Genomic DNA, 18,692 nt, shown 5'->3' on the forward strand with positions numbered 1-18,692 from the left:
GCGGAGTCCTGCGCGTCACTCCTCGGAGGCGGCGGCCTTCTTGGCTTTGGCTTTTTTGGTCTTGGCTTTGGCGGGGGCTTCGGCCTTGGTCTCATCGCCGGACAGCAGGATGGCGGCGCGGTTACGTTCCAGGGTGGACTCGCTGATGCCCTTGATCTGGCTCAGGTCGTTCACGCTTTTGAATGGGCCATGTTGATCGCGCCAGGCGACGATGGCGGCCGCCTTGGCGGGGCCGATGCCGTCCAACGACTTGGCCAGGGTGGCGGCATCCGCCGTATTCACGTTGACCGGCGTGGCGGCTTGAAGCGGAAGGGTGAAAGCCAGGGCAAGGACGAGGATGCCGAGTATGCGAAGCATGGTGTTCTCCTGGTAAGGGGATAACGGCGCTCCTGCGCCGTTGCGTCACCATGCCCGGCGAGCCGACGTGAGACAGCCAGCGCATCCGTGAACGTTGGGTGCGTCCGCGGCCTGCTGGCGTGTGCGCCGTGTCCTACATGGCTGTCAGGGCTCGATGGGGAGCGCTGATACAATCGCCGCTTTCCCCCGATCTGCAGGAGTCGCCCATGGATACCGCCCGCCTTTCCAGCTTCGTCAGCGGCCTGTGGGATGACGAGATCGTGCCCCAATTGGTGGAGTACATCCGCATTCCCAACAAGTCGCCGATGTTTGACCCCAAGTGGGTGGAACACGGTTACATGGATGCGGCTGTGAAGCTGATGGAAACCTGGGCGCGCTCCAAGCTTTCCGCATTGCCGGGCGCCACGCTGGAAGTTGTGCGACTGGAAGGCCGCACGCCGCTCATTTATATCGAAGTGCCTGGCCAGAACGACGACACCGTGGTGCTCTACGGCCATCTCGACAAGCAGCCGGAGATGACCGGCTGGGCCGAAGGTCTGGGCCCGTGGACGCCGGTGCTGAAGGGCGACAAGCTCTACGGTCGCGGCGGTGCGGACGATGGTTACGCCATTTTCGGTTCGCTGGCCGCTTTGCTGGCGCTGCAAGAGCAGGGCATTCCACATGCGCGCTGTGTGGTGCTGATCGAGGCCTGCGAGGAATCGGGCAGCTACGATCTGCCGTATTACGTCGACCATCTCGCCGATCGCATCGGTAATCCCTCGCTGGTGGTGTGCCTGGATTCGGGCTGCGGCAACTATGACCAGCTGTGGCTCACCACGTCGCTGCGCGGCATGACCGGCGGCGAACTGACCGTGCAGGTGCTGGAAGAGGGCGTGCACTCGGGCGATGCCTCGGGCGTGGTGCCTTCCAGCTTCCGCATCCTGCGCGACTTGCTGTCGCGCCTGGAGGACCCGGAGACCGGCACGATCAGGCCGAAGGAGCTCTACGTCGACATTCCGCAGCCGCGCCTCGAACAGGCCAAGAAGTCGGCTGAGGTGCTTGGCACAGCGGTGTACGACAAGTTCCCGTTTGTGGAGGGCATGAATCCGGTGGTGAGCGACCTCACCGAGCTGGTGCTCAACCGCACCTGGCGCCCGCAATTAGCCGTGACCGGTGTGGACGGCATGCCGCCGCTGGAAAGCGCCGGCAACGTGTTGCGTCCGAAGACCTCGGTCAAGCTCAGCCTGCGCGTGCCGCCGACGCTGAGCGGCGCCAAGGCCGGCCAGTTCGTGAAGCAACTGCTGGAGAAAGACCCGCCGTATGGCGCCAAGGTCACCTTCAAGCTGGAAAAAGACGGCAGCGGCTGGAGCGCGCCGCAGTTGTCGCCGTGGCTGGAGCAGGTGGTCGCTGAGGCGTCGCAGAACCATTTCGGTGCGCCGGCCGTATACATGGGCGAGGGTGGCAGCATCCCGTTCATGGGCATGCTCGGCGAGAAATTCCCCAAGGCACAGTTCCTGATCACCGGCGTGCTCGGGCCGCACTCCAACGCGCACGGCCCGAACGAATTCCTGCACATCCCCACCGGCAAGAAGGTGAGCATGGTGGTGGCCGAGGTGGTGGCGCGGCATTTCGAGCAGGCCAGTAAGGGCTGAGAAGCGAGTGAGCAGGAGTGAGTAAGGGCTCAAAGCCGCAAAGCCGTCGCCCTTACTCGTTCTCACTCCTCTCCACTCACTTCTGATCAAAGGTCCTATGAGCGCCAACGCCCCCGATCACTCCTACCTCGCCATCAACTGGTCCGACATCCGGCAGCGCGTCGATGGCGCCTGCCGCGCCGCCGGCCGCGAACCCTCCGAAGTATCGATCCTCCCTGTCAGCAAGACGTTCGGCGCCGAGGTGATTCGCGCCGCTGTTGCGCTGGGTCTGCATCGTTTCGGCGAGAACAAAGTGCAGGAAATCCGCGACAAGTCCGGCCCGCTGGCTGACTGCGGTATCGACTGGGTGGTGATCGGCCATCTTCAGACCAACAAAGCCAAGGATGTGGCTCGGTTGGTCAGCGAGGTGCAGTCGCTGGATCGGCTGGAACTGGCCGAGGCGCTGCACCGCCGCCTGCAGGTCGAGGGGCGGGCGATCGATGTGCTGGTGCAGGTGAAGACCGCCAGTGAAGAGAGCAAGTACGGCCTGCCCCCCGATCAGCTGCTGGGGTTTCTGGATCATTTGCGTGGTTTCGACACCTTGCGGGTGCGCGGCTTGATGACCCTTGCGACCCAGTCCACCGACCCCGAGGAAGTGCGCGGCTGCTTCCGCCTGTTGCGCGAGTGGCGCGATCGGGCCGCGGCACAAGGCCATGTTCTGCCCAGGCTTTCCATGGGCATGAGCGGCGATTTTCCGCTCGCCATCGCGGAAGGCGCGACCGAGGTGCGCATCGGGACGGCGGTCTTTGGCCAGCGGACGATTAGGACGGATGCCTAGACTTTCCACTAGGAAAGATCTCCAAATTCTGTGCGGTGTGGCCAGTTTTTTGATGTGTTTCTTTGAAAATCAACGACATAAATTAATCGTATTTTTTTAGAACGTTGGAGTTCAGTTAACCTCAATCGAACATACGGCCTATGTCCCTTTGGTAAGTTCACACCTTCATCACGGTCGTCAGCAGTGCGGGCGGCTAATCCTGTGAACAGCAAAGGGATTTCTCCCGCATGCCAATCAAGCGATTGACCGCTCTCTCCGTGCTGGCCGCCGCCGCCCTTGCCTCCGGTCCGCTCTTCGCCAGCCCCACGGGACAGACGCACGTTACACCGGCCGTCGCTACGATCACCCCGCCCCTGCTGGACCAGTTGTCGATCTTCGCTCCGGCTCAGGTTCTGTCGCAGTCGGCCCTGCCCACCGAGCTGGCGAGCAGCACCAAGGCGTCCGACGCCGACGACATGCAGGCCGACGACACCGGCGATCTGCGCAAGACCCTGATCAGCCTGGCCATGAAACTGCGCGACATCCGTTATGTGCGCGGCGGCCACGATCCTTCCACCGGTTTCGATTGCAGCGGTTTCGTCCGCTACGTGTTCGCCCACGCTGTGGGTCTCGAGCTACCCACCAATTCCGCGTCGCAGTTTCTGGCTGGCCTCAAGGTCAACCGTTCGGACATGCAGCCGGGCGACCTGGTGTTCTTCCGCACCGCCGGCCGTCGCGGCCAGGGCCGTATCTCCCACGTCGGCATCTATATCGCCAACGGCCAGTTCATCCACTCGCCCTCGCGCGGCAAGACGGTGCGCGTGGACAGCCTGGAAGAGTCCTACTGGGCCAAGCGCTTCGCTGGCGCCAAGCGCCCCGAGGCGATGGCACAAAACGGCTGAGGCGAACGTTTTTCCGCAGTCCAAGGCCGCCCCTGGGCGGCCTTTTTTATGGCGCGGCTTCAGATGGGGTACCTAGGTTTCTAGGCTTTTTGCCCAGATGGCGTAGTTCGTCCGACTCGACAATACGCAGGCCTCCACCTGGCGTGCGTGCCAGCTGGCAAAGCGCGCGTGCGACGACTTCCGCCTGGATGCCGCGCCATCGGCCGGTTAGCACCCAGGCCAGTGGCGCGGCGATTTTTTCCATCAGCCGGAATTCCTGCCGTGGTCCCAGCAGGAGGGAGGGGCGCACGACGGTCAACTGTGGCCAACCCTGTTTGCCCAGTGCCTGCTCCAGTTCGCCTTTGACCTGGTTGTAGAACGTGCGCGAAGCCGGACTGGCGCCGAGCGAACTGATGACCAGGTAGTGTCGAGCGCCGAGCTTGCGCGCCTTCTGCCCCAGGGCCAGCGGCAGGTCGAAATCCGCCATGCGGAAAGCCTCGCGCGATCCGGCGTGACGGATGGTGGTGCCAAGACAGCAGATCACCACATCCACCGGCGGCTGCAACTGCGGCAGCAGGCGATGCAGCATGCCTACGGGGTTTTCCAGCCGTGGACTGGGCGGCAGAGGGCGGCGTGTCGGTGCAAGAATGCGCGCAACGTCGCGGTCGGCCAGCAGCTCGCGCAGCACAAAGTTGCCAGTGAGTCCGGTGGCTCCGGCGAGCAGAACATGGCGGGGGACATCGGTCATGGATGCCACTGGAGTGGGGACGCATACAGATTGCCACGCCCCGCCTTCGATACGCGTGATGGCTTGAGTAGCGCCTGATTAAGGCGCCTTTTGGTCGCCGCGCCGGCGCCGGCTGCAAACAGGCAGGTTCCTGCGAGTTGCAGCCGGCGACGACATTCGCTGGCATAGGGATGATGGGGGCTTGCTCAACGTCCCCATCCAGCCCATGCGTGGCGAGATCAGAACGTGTAGTTCACGCCGACATAGGCATAGCGGCCGCGGGGATCGGCCTGGGTGATGTCGTAGTACGTGTGGGACGGATCCCACGGCGGGCGGCGGTTCTGCAGGTTCTGCACGGCCAGGGTCAGCGTGGTGTGCGCGATGCCGGTATAGGCCACCGACAGGTCGAACGTGCTCCAGTTTTTTACGCGCTCGGGATACGCCGGACTCAAGCGGTTCTCGGGATTCTGCTTATAGCCGCCCACGTAATACCAGGTGAGCGTGCTGGCGAAGTCGCCCAGGCCCCAGGTGAGCCCGGTGCTGCCGCGCCACTTCGGTAGCGAACCGAAGATGTTGGTGCCTGCACCGTTCACCGGCGCATCGCCGGCCACCAGCGGCTGGCTGTACTTCAGCAGACGCGTCCAGTTGCCGTTGAGCGTGAAATCGCCATAGCGCGGCGTGTGCAGTACCTGGCGGAAGTCGATATCGACGCCGTCGGTGGTGAGGCTCTGCTGGTTCTTGTATTGATTGGTGATGATGGTGATGCGCCCCTGCGCATCGCGTTGCACACGCGGGTCCTTGCGCAACACCAAGGTGGCATCGTCATCCGGCCCAATGATGTCGTGCTGCACGATGTGGTAGTAGTCCACGCCGATGCTGGTGTCGGTCGTGGGCGAGATGACGAAACCGGCGTTGTAGTTTTTCGAACGCTCCGGGCGCAGCTTCGGATTGGCGGCGAACACGTCGGTGTAGCCGCGGCGCTGGCCGGGCGTAATCGGGTCGTAGGGGTCGACCACGCTGCTGTAGCTCACCGCCGTGCTGTGGGTGATCTCAGGCAGCGACGGCGCACGGAAGCCGCGCGAGTACGAACCGCGCAACAGCAGCCAGTCCAGTGGCTGATAGCGGAGGCTGAATTTCGGCGCGAAGGCGTTGCCGAAATCGCTGTAATGATCCAGTCGCCCGGCGATACCCGCTTCCAGTGTGCTGAGAATGGGCACGTTGAATTCGGCGTAGCCGGCATGCACGTCGCGCGAGCCGCGGATGATGTCGATGGCCGGGCGCAACTCGGTGCCGGAAAGCACCGCCTGGGATGTGCGCGAGTTGATCGACTCGTTGCGGAACTCGTAACCGGTGGCGAAGCCCACCGCGCCGGCCGGCAGGTCGAACAGCTGTGTGCTGGCGGTGGCGTTCACGGCGGTGAGGCGAGACACGGCGGGACGGAGGGTGGCCAGGCGCAGCGCATCGATGGCCGCCGCGGGATTGCCGTTCGCCGCGAAGTTGTAGCCCCCGCTAGTCAGCAGCGACTGGAAGGCATAGCGGTTGCCGAAGTTGGTCACGTACTCCTTCAGGCTGCTTTCCGAATGTTCGGCCGACACATCCCAATCCCATCCGCCGGTATGGCCCTTCAGGCCGCCGAGGAAGCGCGTGAAGATGGTGCGGTCGCGCTTGTTGCGCTGACCCACGTCCCACAGGTTGGTGTTCACCGGCGTGGGTACGCCGTAAGGATTGGCGGGCTGGCCTACAGGCAGTGTGGTGTCGATGTTCACCAGCTTCTGGTTGGCGTTGTCCCACGCGCGCAGGCCGCTGCCGATGCCCAGCGGCGCACTGAAGACGAAGGCGGCGTGGCTGCGGCTATAGATCGCTTCGCCGTAGGCATCGATGCTGTCGGTGAGTTTCACCGTGGCGCGCAGCACCGCGTGGTAGCGCTCGACGCCGGGAATCAGCGAGGTGTACTGCGCCGGGTTATAGGCCCAGGTCTCGCCATTCTTGCCAGGCGTGATTGCACCGTAGGGCACTTTCTGCACGGGGCCGACCGCGTTGGCGAAGCCTTGGTTGGGATCGTTGTTGTAGTAGTCGGTCGGCACCCAGTTCAGACGTCCGCCGGGCTGGTTGCGAAAGTCGTTGTGGGCCAGCCAACTCACGTCGTTCTGATTCAGTTGGCTGCTGCGTGTGCCGTCGACGGCGAAGAAGACGTTGTAGCCGTCTTTCTTCACGTCGCCATGGCCAAGCAACACATGGAAGTTGTTCGAAGTCTGGCCGGTGCCTTGTGTGCTGCCGCCCACGTTCGCACCCGCTTCGGCGCCCTGATAGTTTTGCTTGAGGATGATGTTGACCACGCCGGCGATGGCATCGGAGCCGTAGACCGCGGAGGCGCCATCCTTCAGCACTTCGATGCGCTCCACGGCGGCGAGCGGCAGTGAGTTGAGGTCGACGAAAGTGTCCTGCAGTTCGTAGGCGGTGGCGTAGTTCGCCACGCGCTTGCCGTCGACCAGCACCAGCGTGTTCTTCTGGCCCAGGCCGCGCAGCGAGACGCCGGCCGTGCCTGCAGAGAAACTGCCGGTGAGCTGTTCATTGACGCTGTTGCCGGTGTTGGCCGAGATCGAACGGAGCAGGTCGGGCAGGGTGGTCTTGCCGCTGACCTTGATCTGGTCGGCGCTGATGACCTGCACTGGGCTGGGTCCTTCCAGATCGGTGGTCTTGATGTTGGAGCCGGTGACAGTGACGGCTTCCAGCTGGGTGGGTTTGTTGTTGTCGTTGTCTTCGGCGTGAAGCGCCGAGGCGGCCAGCACGGAAGCAATGGCGAGCGGGAGCAGGCTTGGCTTGAACATGAGATGAGCATTCCTATAGACGCACCTCTCCCGGCGGATAACCGAGTGCAAGGAGGCGCGTGGGGATGCAGCAGGGGAGCTGCTTTTAGGGAAACACCGTGGGGACGGCGTCAGAGATGGCGCGTAGGTGCGCCTAAGGCGGCGAGATCAGCCGATGCGACACATTCGACAGCAACAACAGCCCATGCCGAAGCTGGCAAGGACGGTTTGGCTGTTCGAATGGAAGGACGGCAGGGAGAACATCGGGATATCCGGCGTGCACTGGCCCGTAAGGGCGCTGGCTTTGCTATGCCAGGCCATGGCGGCCCGGTGTGGGTTTCTGAGCGCGACGATCAACAACAGCAACAACACATCGCTTCACAGCGATGCATGTTGCACATGACCTGGCTGAAACCCTGGATATTCACGACGTGGTTCGTTCCTGCGTGTACGGATACGTTCGACATGTGTCGGCGGTATGGACGTCTATTTGTTCCATCCATCGACGTGGATGTCAACAGTTCGTTATGCCACTCGTTGCCGTGAGGTTCCGCGAGCAGGGGCCAGATCCCGCCGCTAGGGGCTTCGGAAGGTTCCAAGGGAGCATTGCGTCGAATTGTCGCAGGGGCGGCGGTGCCTACGTGGCGGCAGGTCGCGGCAACCGCTACGCTTGGCCGGCTGTCTCCGGAATCCCTTATGTCCTACGACCTTCCCCCGGTTACCCGTAACCTGCTGATCGCCAACATCGTCGTCTACCTGCTGCAGTGGGCGATGCCCGAGTGGTCCGTGCCATTCGCGCTGTGGCCGCTGGGCAGCGGCTACTTTCAGGTGTGGCAGGTGGTGACCAATGCCTTCATGCACGGCGGCTGGGCTCATTTGTTCTTCAATATGTTCGCGCTGTTCATGTTTGGCGGCCGGATCGAGCGGCTGTTCGGTGCACGCAATTTCACCGTGTACTACTTCACCTGCCTGGTGGTGGCTTCACTGCTGCAGTTGATCGTGCTGCGCTATTTCCTGCAGGACTTCCAGACGCCTACCGTGGGCGCCTCCGGCGCGATCTTCGGCCTGCTGCTGGCGTTCGGCATGATGTATCCGCAAGAAAAACTGATGGTGTTTCCCATCCCGATCGCCATCCCCGCCTGGCTGTTCGTCACCGGCTACGCATTGGTAGAGCTGACGTCCGGTGTCACCGGCTGGATGCCCGGCATTGCGCATTTCGCCCATCTTGGCGGCATGCTGGGTGGCTTTCTGCTGATCCAGTACTGGCGCGGCAAATTCCCCATCAAGCCGCAGCGCCGCTTGCTGCGCTGATCGTCCCTCTCATCTCTCGGCTCGTTTCATGACCCAGCATCTGCAGCGCCGGCTCACCCCGCGCCATATCACCTTCATGGCCTTGGGCATGGCGATCGGCGCCGGCCTGTTCCTCGGCTCGGCCAGTGCGATCAACCTGGCCGGCCCGTCTGTGCTATTCGCCTATCTGTTCGGCGGCGTGATGATCTTCGTCATCATGCGCGCGCTGGGCGAGATGGCCGTGCACGACCCGGTCGCCGGTTCGTTCAGCACCTACGCCCATCGCTATCTTGGGCCGTTCGCCGGTTACCTCACTGGCTGGAACTACTGGATCCTGATGGTTGGCGTCGGCATGGCCGAGAGCACGGCCGTCGGCATCTATATGAAGCAGTGGCTACCCGAGCTGCCGCAATGGATCTGGGTGTTCGGCAGCGTGCTCATGATCGGTGGCTTGAATCTGCTCGCGGTGAAGGTCTACGGCGAGATGGAATTCTGGTTCACCATGATCAAGGTGGTGACCGTGGTGCTGATGATTCTGGGCGGCGCCGGCATGATCTGGCTCGGTTGGGGCAACAGCAGTCAGCCGGTGGGGTTGGGCAATTTGTGGCAGCACGGTGGCTGGTTCCCGCATGGCGTGACCGGCATGGTGCTGGCGTTGCCGGTGGTGGTGTTCGCGTTCGGCGGCATTGAGACCATCGGTATGGCGGCTGGTGAGGCCTCGCAGCCGGAGCGCACCATTCCGCGCGCGGTGAACTCCGTGTTGTGGCGCATTCTGATTTTCTACGTCGGCGCGCTGTTCGTGATCATGGCGATCTACCCGTGGAACCAGCTTGGCACGCAGGGCAGCCCGTTCGTGACGACCTTCGCCAAGCTGGGTATTCCGCAGGCGGCGGGCTTGATCAACTTCGTGGTGATTACCGCAGCGCTGTCCGGCTTCAACAGCACCACCTTCAGCGGCAGCCGCATGTTGTACAGCCTGTCCACCAAGGGGCAGGCGCCTGCGGCGTTGAGCAAGGTCAGCGCGAACGGCGTACCGGTGCGTGGCGTGCTGGTAACGCTGGCCTGCCTGGTGTTCGGCGTGCTGCTGAACTACCTGGTGCCGGAGCGCATCTTCGCGATGATGATGTCGATTCTCGCGTTCAACACGGTGTGGACGTGGGCGATGGTGCTGATCGCGCATTTCAGCTTCCGTCGCCGCCATGCGGCGACAGCGTTTCCGTTGCGCGTGTGGCCGCTGAGCAGTGTGGTGTGTTTGGCGTTTTTGGCGTTTGTGGTGTTTATGTTGGGCTATAGCGCGGATACGCGGGTGGCGTTGTATGTCGGCGCTGCTTGGGTGGTGGTGTTGAGTGTGGCTTATCGGCTGTTTGGTGTTGGGCGGCGGATGAGCGTCGTTAGTGTGGACGCAACTCCAGCTTGATAGCGTTTAGCTCCCTCTCCCTTTCGGGGAGAGGGTTGGGGTGAGGGGTGGGTGCTCGCGATAGCCTCTCACTGTCGTGGCTTGACTGGCACATAGCCTTCATAGTTCTTGCGCGGCTTGTCGACCTTGGCGCATAGCTGGCCGTCGCATAAGGTCACGTCAGCCTGGTTGTAGGCCCGCATCAAGTCGGCCTGGATCTGGTTTTTCGCAATCACGCCCTGGTAGTGCCACAGCACGCTCGCGCCAGACATAATCGCCAGCAGCATCGTTGCCAGCACGCCCGCCACCAGCAGGCTCAGTTTGCGAATCACGGCTTTCATGCTTGCCTGTGCCTGGATCAGTTCATGCGTAGTGCGCTGGATGCTGTTGATATGGTCGATCACGCTCCGTTGAAAGTTTTCCAGGGGCTCGTTCAGCCCGCTGCGCACCGCCTGCAACGTCCCAGAGGAAATGTTCCCGTAGGCCGCATTTGCGGCCTGGCGAAACATGTCCGGTGCGGCCTGCGTCGTACGTTGCAAGTATTCGGCCGCCTGGTGGTTACGTTCGGCGATGTCTTGGCTGATTCGGGACAAACGCTCCACCAGGTTGGCGGTCTGCACGGCAGCTTTCTTCAGATCATCCGGTTGCATGGTGCCTCCTTCGTTTCATGAGCGGCTGGTTACAGGCACATGCCTCTGCTCATGCTGGGCGCCTCCATCTGTTGCGCCAGCAAGGACTGCGTCTGTTGCAGTTGCGCCTCCAGCGCCAGCTGTTGGTCCTGCATAGCTACCCGCTCCGCCGCGTGGGCATGGAACTCTGTGCAGAAATCCGTGCGAGCCACCTGGCCAAGCGCCTGCTGGAACACGTGGTCGTCGCCGGTTTCCGTCGCCGCGCACAAATGGTTTAACAGCTCGTCCACACCGGCACTCGCGGCAGGCGGCGACAGTGAGTGGTGTGACCGCGGGCCAACAGACGCGCCCCATGGGAGTCGGTTCAGCGACATATCCAGTGGCATGCCAGGGGGCAGATCGTCCAGCCGCGAGTGGTGCAGGTCCTCCATGTAGTTGTGCGCAAACACCGCCGCGGGCCGGTTATGTTCGCTGTCCCAGAAATTGGAAATGCCATGGGCGCCGAGTGCGGCTGCCGCTTCTTTCACCGGCGTTCGGATTCCACCGGGCCGGTGTCGCAAGTAGTCCGTGTGGCCCATATAGTCCACGACGCGGCCAAGCTGTTCGGCATGAGCTGACACCGGATCGTGGTACATGCGGTGATTCACCACCAGGTCTTCAGCGGCCTGCACATTCATGCCCAGGCCGCGGGCCTGGCTCGCGGCGCCATAGGCATTGAAGGTTTCGGCGTGCACGCCAAACTGGGCCGCTTGCAGCTGCGCCAGCGCACCACCCAGCGAATGGCCGGTGGCGCTGATGTCGGAGAGCGGGACGTTTCTTTCTTTGGCGAGCGCCAGCGCCTCGCGCATGGTGGCGGCGGCTTCCGGCCATTGCGTGGGGGCGCCCATCATCACCATGCCGAGATCGGCGTTGACATCGTGGATATTGGATGGATCGGTGCCCTTGTTGGCGACGATCAGTTGGCCGGTGTCAATGTCACGAACAACGGCGCCACGGTAGTTAGTGGCGGATGGTGGTGAGACATAGAGGACTGCGTACCGGCGCGTATCGCTTTCGATGGTGCTGCCGGCGACGAGCGGATGATAAATTCTTTCGGAAAGGAAGGCGTATTGCTCGGAGGGAAGAGACATATCCTTACTCCTTGGACTCAAATCAGATGCTTGCTAATTGCCACTCGCCGGCCCGTTGTCTGGAAGCGGTTCGGGGTTCGTTGGCGGCAGAAAATGGCTGTAGTAACCAGGTTTGTGTGCATGCATGGGTGCCGAGTCCTCTGATACGTGGATAGTGATGGGTACCCGACTGTAGTGCGGCACATCTGGCGGTGGCTTCTTGCTCCAACAGCCGTTGGGGTTCTGACTTACAAATTGGCAGGTCTCCTTGTATTTGGTTCCTGCGAGCAGGTTGTCGCGAGACCCGAAGTCACTGAACGCAAACCACCCTGTATGGCTGTCGTTGATATGGATGTTGGGTGATGCAAACTCCCAGTTGCACTCCTCGCGGTTGTAGCGATCCAGATAGACCACGAACTCGGCATGTCCTGATCCCCCGCTCTCATTGGGAATGTCGAAAGTGCCTTCGGGATAGACAAAGCTGCCGCCCAGTCGATGATCGATATAGCCGCACTCGCGCTGCTGGTTCTGGTACAGCGCGCCCATGCTGACCGTGTAGCGTTTGGCATCTTCGGGGTTATCGAAGTCCACACGGATGCGCACCGCTTCCTTCGGATGCGGGTTGAGCGGCGGCGGGCTCAGGTCTTTCTTCTCGGTGCAGGCGGCCAGGCAAGGCAAGAGAAGCAGGGCCAGCAGCGGTGTTGTCAGCGAGTTCATCAGAAGCTGTCCTTGCTCGCGGGTAGTTCGAGACTAAACCAACATTCGCGCGGATAGAAAGGCGCATCGCCTCGCGGCGAAATATCCCCACTCCTTGGTCTGAAGGCTGGTGATCCAGGGTTGCCTTCTGCGCGTCCTTTTTTTGGGGGCGCGTCAGAGTTCCAAAAACCACCCGAGATCTGGCGGGGCACCTCGAAGAACTTCGATCGCAGGCGAGCCCGGGCACGCAAACGCGACATCAAACGCCAACGTCACTGGACCCCAGCCTGCGCTGGAGTGACGACAGTGAGAGGTTGTCGCGAGCACTCGCCCCTCACCTCAATCCTCTTCCCCGTGCACAAGTCGGTGAACGGGGGAGGGGAGGCGAAGGCAATGAGTCGCGCTCAGTTGACGATCGGTGGCTTCAGCGCAGTGCGAGGAAATCCGGGCTAACTACAAAACGCACGGCATCCAGTCGCAGTCGCGACTGCGGCAATGCAGCCAGCAGCGCGGTGCGTTCGCTGGTGATAGCGGTGATTTCCGTCTCGCTGATGGATGGATTCACAGCGCGCAATGCAAGCAATCGCGAGAGCTCTGCGTCGAGCGTATCGGTGGCTTGCGTGATGGCTTCTGCAATGCTGGTTTGCGCGCGCAGGGTGGCGGCGGCCTCCGCTTTTTCCAGCATCGGCGGGACCAGCTTGGCGAGGAATTTGCGGTAGCGTGCGACTTCGATGTTGCGGTCGGCGGCTTTGCGCAGGGCGATGTCGCTGGGTTGGAAGTCGGCGCGCTCGGCGAGTCGCGTATCGATGGTGATGACGATTGGCAAGGTCGGCAGGAAGCGTTCCGCATCGAGTTTGCGGTCGGCCACGCATTCCAGCAGGTAGACGGTTTGCAGCAATGCCGTGCGTGGCGGCAGGACATCGTCGACCATGAATGCGGCATTGCCTTGCTCGCTGGACAAGGCGAGGTCGAGTGCGCCGGCGATCATCGGGTGATCCATGCGCAACAGTGGCAGCTCTTCGCGAGCCAATGCCACGTCACGTGCGAATGTCACCGCCACCGGGCCCTCGGTAAAGCCGGGCAGGGCGTCGGTGGATAGATACTGAGGATCGAGCAGCAGCACTTTGCCGCCTAGTTCTTCGGCGTGGATGCCGAACTGCTCCAGCAGGCGCTGGAGGAAGGCATCGCGGCTCGGGTCGTTTTCTTCGCGCGAAAAAGCCTGTTGCAGCTCATCGGCGTGCAAGTCGCGGCTGGCGGCCAGTTCGAGCAGGTGGTCGCGGCCGGAGCGGATCAGTTCGGCCATTTCCTCGTGGCTGGCGCGGGTCTCGGCCAGCAGTACGTCCAGTTCCTGATCGCGGTTGTCGTCGCCGCGTGCATGCTGGTCGGCCAGGCGCGCCAGCGGTTCGCCGTAGCGGCGCAGCAGTTCGCGGCCGTCAGCGGGGCTGAGGCGGAACGCATCCACACCTTCGTTGTACCAGCGCGCCAGCACGTGCTGCGCGCTGTCGGCAATGGCGAGGATGTGAATGCTGATGTCGTGCTTCTGGCCGATGCGGTCCAGGCGGCCGATGCGCTGTTCGAGCAAATCCGGATCCAGCGGAAGATCCCACAGCACCAGGCGATGGGCGAACTGGAAGTTGCGGCCTTCGGAGCCGATCTCCGAGCACAGCAACAAGCGTGCGCCATCCGGTTGGGCGAAGTAAGCGGCATTGCGATCGCGCTGCACGATGCCGAGACCTTCGTGGAAGCGCGCCACACCGACACCACTCTTGGTGCGCAGCGCTTCCTCCAGCGCGAGCACTTTGGCCTGGCTGCGGCAGATCAGCAGGAACTTGTCCTGCGGGTGCGCTTCAAGCAGGGAGACCAATGCGTCGATGCGTGGGTCTGCGCTGTAATCGATCTCCAGCACCGGCGACGGCTGCTGGATGTCCGCATGAAATTCGGCCAGCAAGGACTGGCGGCCATCGTCGCTAAGCACAGAGGCATCCAGCACATGCCATACCGGCAGGCGCTGCGGAAAGCCGCCGATGCCGGCACGGCGGTTGCGGAACATCGCGCGACCGGTGCCATGACGATCGATCAGCGCGGCGATCAGTTCGCGCGCGTTCTCAGGTTTGGTGGTGTTGGCGAGACGGGCCTGCAGTGATTCGTCGCCCGCGAAGGCCGTGTGCAGGGTGGCAAGCTGGCTATCGTCCAGCGGCTTGCCGTCGAGCAGGCGATCGGCAATCTTCGAAAGACTCTGGAAGGTGTCCGACTCAGCCAGATAGACGTCTAAATCGTGGTAGCGCTGCGGATCGAGCAGACGCAGGCGGGCGAAATGACCACTGCGGCCCAACTGCTCCGGCGTTGCAGTGAGCAGAATCACGCCCGGCGTCGCCGCGGCGAGCTGTTCCACCAAGGTATAGCGCGGGCTGGCGGCCTCGGCCGACCAGGCCAGGTGATGGGCTTCGTCCACCACCAACAAATCCCAGGGCGCCTGCAGCAGTTGTTGCGCACGCTTTGGATGCTGTTCCAGGAAGCCGAAGTCGGCGATCACCAACTGTTCGTCTTCGAACGGATTGCGCCCATCGCCGGACTGTTCCACCGCCTCGCAACGCTCTTCGTCATAGATGGCAAAGCTGAGGTTGAAGCGGCGCAACAATTCCACGAACCACTGGTACACCAGCGTATCCGGCAGCAGCACCAAAACCCGCTGGGCACGACCCGTGGCGAGCTGGCGGGCCATGATCATGCCCGCCTCGATGGTCTTGCCCAGGCCCACTTCGTCCGCCAGCAACACGCGGGGAGGGCGACGCGCAGCGGCAATGCCAGCCACACGCAACTGATGCGGCACCAGTCCGATGCGGGCGGCACCCAGGCCCCAGGCGGCCGATCGGCGAGCTTCGGCGCGGCGCTGCAAGCCTTCCACGCGCAGATCGAACTGCGCCACGGGGTCCGTGCGCCCGCCCACCAGGCGGTCGTCGGCCTGGCTGACGCTCTGTTCGTCGTCCAGCTGACCCTCGTGCAGTTCGCGGCCCTCACCGCGATAGATCAGCAGCTCGTCCTTGATCTCCACCCGCTCGACCAGAAAGGCGATGCCCTTGCCCGCCACGCGTTGCCCAGCGCGGAACTCAGCCCGTACCAGGGGTGCCGAGTCGGCCGCGTAAGGGCGCAACACCCCGGCTTTGGCGAACAGTACCTGCACACCGCGACCCTCCACCCGCAATACGGTGCCGAGGCCCAATTCGGGTTCGGCGGTGGAGATCCATCGTTGGCCTGGTACGAACATTGCGCTTCGCAAAAAGAAAAGGGGGCAGTGATTATCCGCCCAGTGGCTGTGGATGCCTAGCGGAAATGCCTGGAACGGCAAACGGCCTATACGTGATCCTGGTCACCCTCCGCGCGGCCGCGCAAGCCGCTTGTCGGACGCTTTCTCCCGCTGGTCGGCCAAGGACTGGCTGGTGCGAAGCCGATGAGTACATTCGCTCGCAGGGGTATCAGGGGAAAATTCATGGGTGTCTTGTCGTGTCAGCGGGATGTCTCGTTGGTCGGAACGCCGCTTTCTGCCGGCGCGGATGGCCGCAGTCCTCGGCTGGGGTATGGCTCGCCGGCTGGGTGTGCACATAGCCGATCCGGCAAGGGTTTTACCCTGGTCGAGTTGATGGTCACCCTCGCTGTGGCGGCGATCCTGATGGTTATCGCCATACCCAGCTTCCAAAACTTGATGTTGACCAACAAGCTCACCTCGACCGCCAACGACATTGTCGTAGCGCTCAACGTGGCCCGGATGGAGGCCATCAAGCACAACGGCAATACAGCGTTCTGCAGTGACTCGACCACTAACAACACCAGCGACACACTTGGTACGGCTTGTGGTTCGCACGCGGGGGCGGTCTACGTCCTGACCTCCGGGACAAATACGACGCTGGTGCGGGCTGATGTAGTGGGTATTGCGGCTCCGCTGAAGTTGAACGGCAGCATGCAGGCATTGCGTTACGGCGGGCAGGGTCTGGCTCAGGCCGTAGGTAGCACCGCCCCGTATAGCGACACGAGCAGCACCAGTCTGGCGGATATCTGCACAAGCTCGTTGAAAACCAATAATCACCGGCTGATCACCATGACTGCCGGTTCGATCATTGCTGTGACCACCTCCACGGGAACGTGCCCATGATTAGGAACCATCAATCAGGCGTCGGCCTTATCGAAGTACTGGTGGCTGTGCTGGTGCTTTCCATTGCCTTTCTAGGCATCGCCGCGTTGCAAGCGACCTCGTTGTCGACGAACAACAGCGCCATGGCACGCAGCATGGCCACGATTGCGAGCTACTCGATTATGGATTCGATGCGTGCCGATCTTTCGAATGCTAAAGCCGGCTCCTACAACAACACGGGTGCTTCTGCGCTCGATGCCAGCGCTTGTCCTGCGTCCTCCAGTTCAAGCTCGCTGGCTGTAGTGCAGCTCAATCAATGGTGCGGCCAGCTGGGAGCCACTTTTGGCAAGTCGTCCAGTACCAAGGGTGACATCTCGTGCTCGGGTAGTGGCGATTGCACCATCATCGTGACCTTCGACGACAGCCGGGCAGGGGCGGGCGGCAGCAGCACTCAGAAAGTCACCGTCCGGGGTGTGTTATGACTCAGGCACCCGCAAGCTGGCGGAGCACGCAACCGCGAACCGTTCGGTCTTCACGGTCGTCACTGGGCTTTACCCTGATCGAATTGATGGTCGCCTTGGTCCTGGGTTTGATCGTTATCGGTGGCGTAATCAGCATCTTTCTGGCCAACCAGCAGTCCTATCGCACCAATATGGCCTTGAGCGACGTGCAGAACGGGTCGCGCATCGCTTTCGAGGTGATGACGCGCGACATTCGACAGGCGGGGCTCACCGGTTGCGACAACAGCGGTCGTGTTGCCAATGTCCTCAACAACAGCAGCAGCAACTGGTGGTCCAACTGGAACAATGCCGTGATGGGGTACGACAGCTCCATGACCGACCCGGCATTGACTGGCCTCACCGCGGGCACGCAGGTGACGGGTACGGACTCGCTCGAACTCTTGGGGGTGGGCAATTCCGGCCTCAGCGTGGCCAGTGATCAGGAGCCGGCGGCGAACTTCAAGCTCAACGAGACGACCTCCGACCTGCAGGCGGGCGATGTGATCATCGTGTGCGATCCAGATCATGCCGTCATCCTGCAGATTAGCGACTACAACAATAGCAATGTCACTCTCGTGCACAACACGGGCGGTTCGATCACGCCGGGCAACTGCTCCAAAGGTCTGGGTTATCCCACGGCCTGCACCACAACTGGTACCAACTATCAGTACGGGCCGAATTCTCAAATCGCCAAGCTATCCGCGGCCGATTGGTACATCGGCACCAATCCATTAGGGGGCAGCTCTTTGTATCGTCTGAGCGTGACCAATGTCGGCGGGGCCTTTGGTCCTCCCGCAACGCCGCAGGAAATGGTGCGCAATGTTGCTTCGATGGCCATCGCTTATCACGAATCGTCAGGTGCAAATAGCGCCAAGTTTGTTAAGGCATCTAGCGTTGTCGACTGGAGCAAGGTCGATGCCGTGCAAGTTACGTTGACGCTGAAGAGCACGGATCAACGCGCCGGCACCAACGCCAAACCTATTTCACGCACGTTTACTGCCACCACTACGGTGCGCAATCGAGTGAGCTGATATGAACCAGATGCCTGCATCCAGACCGCAGAAACCCGTTCGCAGTTGCAGCGATCGTACTGCGTCCACACCCTGTGGCCATCGCACAGGGCGGCATGTTCCGTCGTTACATCGTGCCGGCCAGAAGGGTATCGCGCTGGTAGTGGCGCTGATTCTGCTGGTGCTGATAACTCTTGTAGGCATCGCTGCGGTGCGTGGCACCATCATGGAGCAGCGGATGACGGCAAACGCTTACGATCGTGCGATCAGTTTCCAGAGTGCCGAGGCGGCTATGCGCGCTGCCCAGAATCTTGTCGCTTCCAGTCCGGCCATCATTGCGCGTAATTGCCAGGCCGGCGGGGTGGTGTGTCCGGCCAATCCTTTCAATGATTCCAATCTGCCGGCAAGTGCTATCCACACGGTCGCTACCGGCACGTCGTCGGGTCAGTTCACGGTTAGCGCGGCGACTGAAGGGCAGCCGCAGTTCGTGATTGAGAACATGGGTAACTGGGTCAATCCCACCTCCGACACGGGCTATAACCAGAGTGCCAACTCGGCGCAGTACGACGCTCAAGGTAAATCCAGTACTGCAGTGTTCTACCGCATCACAGCGCGCAGTGGTGATCCCGCTGTGGTGAACGACCGCGCGGTCGTTGTTCTGCAAGCCATGGTCAAGCAGGGCTAACAGCTCGCATCAAAGCTATCAGGAGGCATGGGCCTTCCCATGCAGCGCCATT

The 18,692-nt window shown here is 62.1% G+C and carries 16 protein-coding genes; 9 read left to right on the forward strand and 7 right to left on the reverse strand.

All coding sequences use genetic code 11. The features are described from left to right. Positions 1-15: 15 nt before the first annotated feature. Positions 16-357 (reverse strand): ComEA family DNA-binding protein, encoded by a 342-nt coding sequence (locus OUZ45_RS08550; protein ID WP_266169515.1) that lies wholly within the window; start codon positions 355-357, stop codon positions 16-18. 206 nt (positions 358-563) lie between these two features. Here OUZ45_RS08550 and OUZ45_RS08555 point away from each other — a divergent pair, with 206 nt between their 5' ends. From OUZ45_RS08555 to OUZ45_RS08565, 3 genes are all read left to right on the forward strand, one after another. Then, on the forward strand, positions 564-1,988 hold the full coding sequence (locus OUZ45_RS08555; RefSeq protein WP_266169516.1) for a M20 family metallopeptidase: 1,425 nt from the start codon (positions 564-566) through the stop codon (positions 1,986-1,988). A 97-nt stretch (positions 1,989-2,085) separates the two neighbouring features. Then, the gene (locus tag OUZ45_RS08560) at positions 2,086-2,805 is read left to right on the forward strand and encodes a YggS family pyridoxal phosphate-dependent enzyme (RefSeq protein ID WP_266169517.1); all 720 of its coding nucleotides are present in this window, start codon (positions 2,086-2,088) and stop codon (positions 2,803-2,805) included. Positions 2,806-3,032: 227 nt separating this feature from the next. Continuing rightward, positions 3,033-3,686, forward strand: coding sequence for a C40 family peptidase (locus OUZ45_RS08565; RefSeq protein WP_266169518.1), 654 nt, complete (start codon positions 3,033-3,035; stop codon positions 3,684-3,686). A gap of 46 nt (positions 3,687-3,732) precedes the next feature. Here the strand turns inward: OUZ45_RS08565 and OUZ45_RS08570 are convergent, their stop codons facing one another. Further along, positions 3,733-4,413, reverse strand: coding sequence for a Rossmann-fold NAD(P)-binding domain-containing protein (locus tag OUZ45_RS08570; RefSeq protein WP_266169519.1), 681 nt, complete (start codon positions 4,411-4,413; stop codon positions 3,733-3,735). A 218-nt stretch (positions 4,414-4,631) separates the two neighbouring features. Next, the gene (locus OUZ45_RS08575) at positions 4,632-7,220 is read right to left on the reverse strand and encodes a TonB-dependent receptor plug domain-containing protein (protein WP_266169520.1); all 2,589 of its coding nucleotides are present in this window, start codon (positions 7,218-7,220) and stop codon (positions 4,632-4,634) included. 675 nt (positions 7,221-7,895) lie between these two features. On the opposite strand from OUZ45_RS08575, the gene OUZ45_RS08580 reads away from it, so the two are divergent. Both OUZ45_RS08580 and OUZ45_RS08585 read left to right on the forward strand, forming a co-directional pair. Beyond that, positions 7,896-8,510: a rhomboid family intramembrane serine protease gene (locus OUZ45_RS08580; RefSeq protein WP_266169521.1), complete on the forward strand. Its 615-nt coding sequence runs from the start codon at positions 7,896-7,898 to the stop codon at positions 8,508-8,510. A 28-nt stretch (positions 8,511-8,538) separates the two neighbouring features. Further along, positions 8,539-9,906, forward strand: a complete 1,368-nt coding sequence (locus tag OUZ45_RS08585; RefSeq protein ID WP_266169522.1) for an amino acid permease — start codon at positions 8,539-8,541, stop codon at positions 9,904-9,906. A gap of 68 nt (positions 9,907-9,974) precedes the next feature. On the opposite strand, the gene OUZ45_RS08590 is transcribed toward OUZ45_RS08585, so the two are convergent. The 4 genes from OUZ45_RS08590 to rapA form a co-directional block, all read right to left on the reverse strand. Next, entirely contained in the window at positions 9,975-10,535 is a 561-nt protein-coding gene (locus tag OUZ45_RS08590; RefSeq protein WP_266169523.1) for a hypothetical protein, read from the reverse strand. A 29-nt stretch (positions 10,536-10,564) separates the two neighbouring features. Then, positions 10,565-11,644, reverse strand: coding sequence for a Tle-like phospholipase domain-containing protein (locus tag OUZ45_RS08595; protein WP_266169524.1), 1,080 nt, complete (start codon positions 11,642-11,644; stop codon positions 10,565-10,567). Between the two features lie 33 nt (positions 11,645-11,677). Further along, the gene (locus tag OUZ45_RS08600; RefSeq protein WP_266169525.1) at positions 11,678-12,340 is read right to left on the reverse strand and encodes a hypothetical protein; all 663 of its coding nucleotides are present in this window, start codon (positions 12,338-12,340) and stop codon (positions 11,678-11,680) included. 403 nt (positions 12,341-12,743) lie between these two features. Continuing rightward, entirely contained in the window at positions 12,744-15,584 is a 2,841-nt protein-coding gene (gene rapA, locus OUZ45_RS08605) for an RNA polymerase-associated protein RapA (protein ID WP_266169526.1), read from the reverse strand. Between the two features lie 255 nt (positions 15,585-15,839). Here rapA and OUZ45_RS08610 point away from each other — a divergent pair, with 255 nt between their 5' ends. From OUZ45_RS08610 to OUZ45_RS08625, 4 genes are read left to right on the forward strand one after another with little or no spacing between them, the layout of a single operon-like run. Continuing rightward, complete coding sequence (locus OUZ45_RS08610; protein WP_425601679.1) at positions 15,840-16,466, forward strand: GspH/FimT family pseudopilin; 627 nt, start codon at positions 15,840-15,842, stop codon at positions 16,464-16,466. Beyond that, positions 16,463-16,927 (forward strand): type IV pilus modification protein PilV, encoded by a 465-nt coding sequence (gene pilV, locus OUZ45_RS08615; protein ID WP_266169527.1) that lies wholly within the window; start codon positions 16,463-16,465, stop codon positions 16,925-16,927. Before OUZ45_RS08610 ends, pilV begins: the two co-directional genes overlap by 4 nt. Next, on the forward strand, positions 16,924-17,976 hold the full coding sequence (locus OUZ45_RS08620) for a PilW family protein (RefSeq protein WP_266169528.1): 1,053 nt from the start codon (positions 16,924-16,926) through the stop codon (positions 17,974-17,976). The genes pilV and OUZ45_RS08620 overlap by 4 nt, the downstream gene beginning before the upstream one ends. A gap of 1 nt (position 17,977) precedes the next feature. Continuing rightward, positions 17,978-18,640, forward strand: a complete 663-nt coding sequence (locus OUZ45_RS08625; RefSeq protein ID WP_266169529.1) for a pilus assembly PilX family protein — start codon at positions 17,978-17,980, stop codon at positions 18,638-18,640. Positions 18,641-18,692: the final 52 nt, after the last annotated feature.

Origin of the sequence: Dyella subtropica (assembly GCF_026283965.1) — a bacterium.
GTDB lineage: Bacteria > Pseudomonadota > Gammaproteobacteria > Xanthomonadales > Rhodanobacteraceae > Dyella_D > Dyella_D subtropica.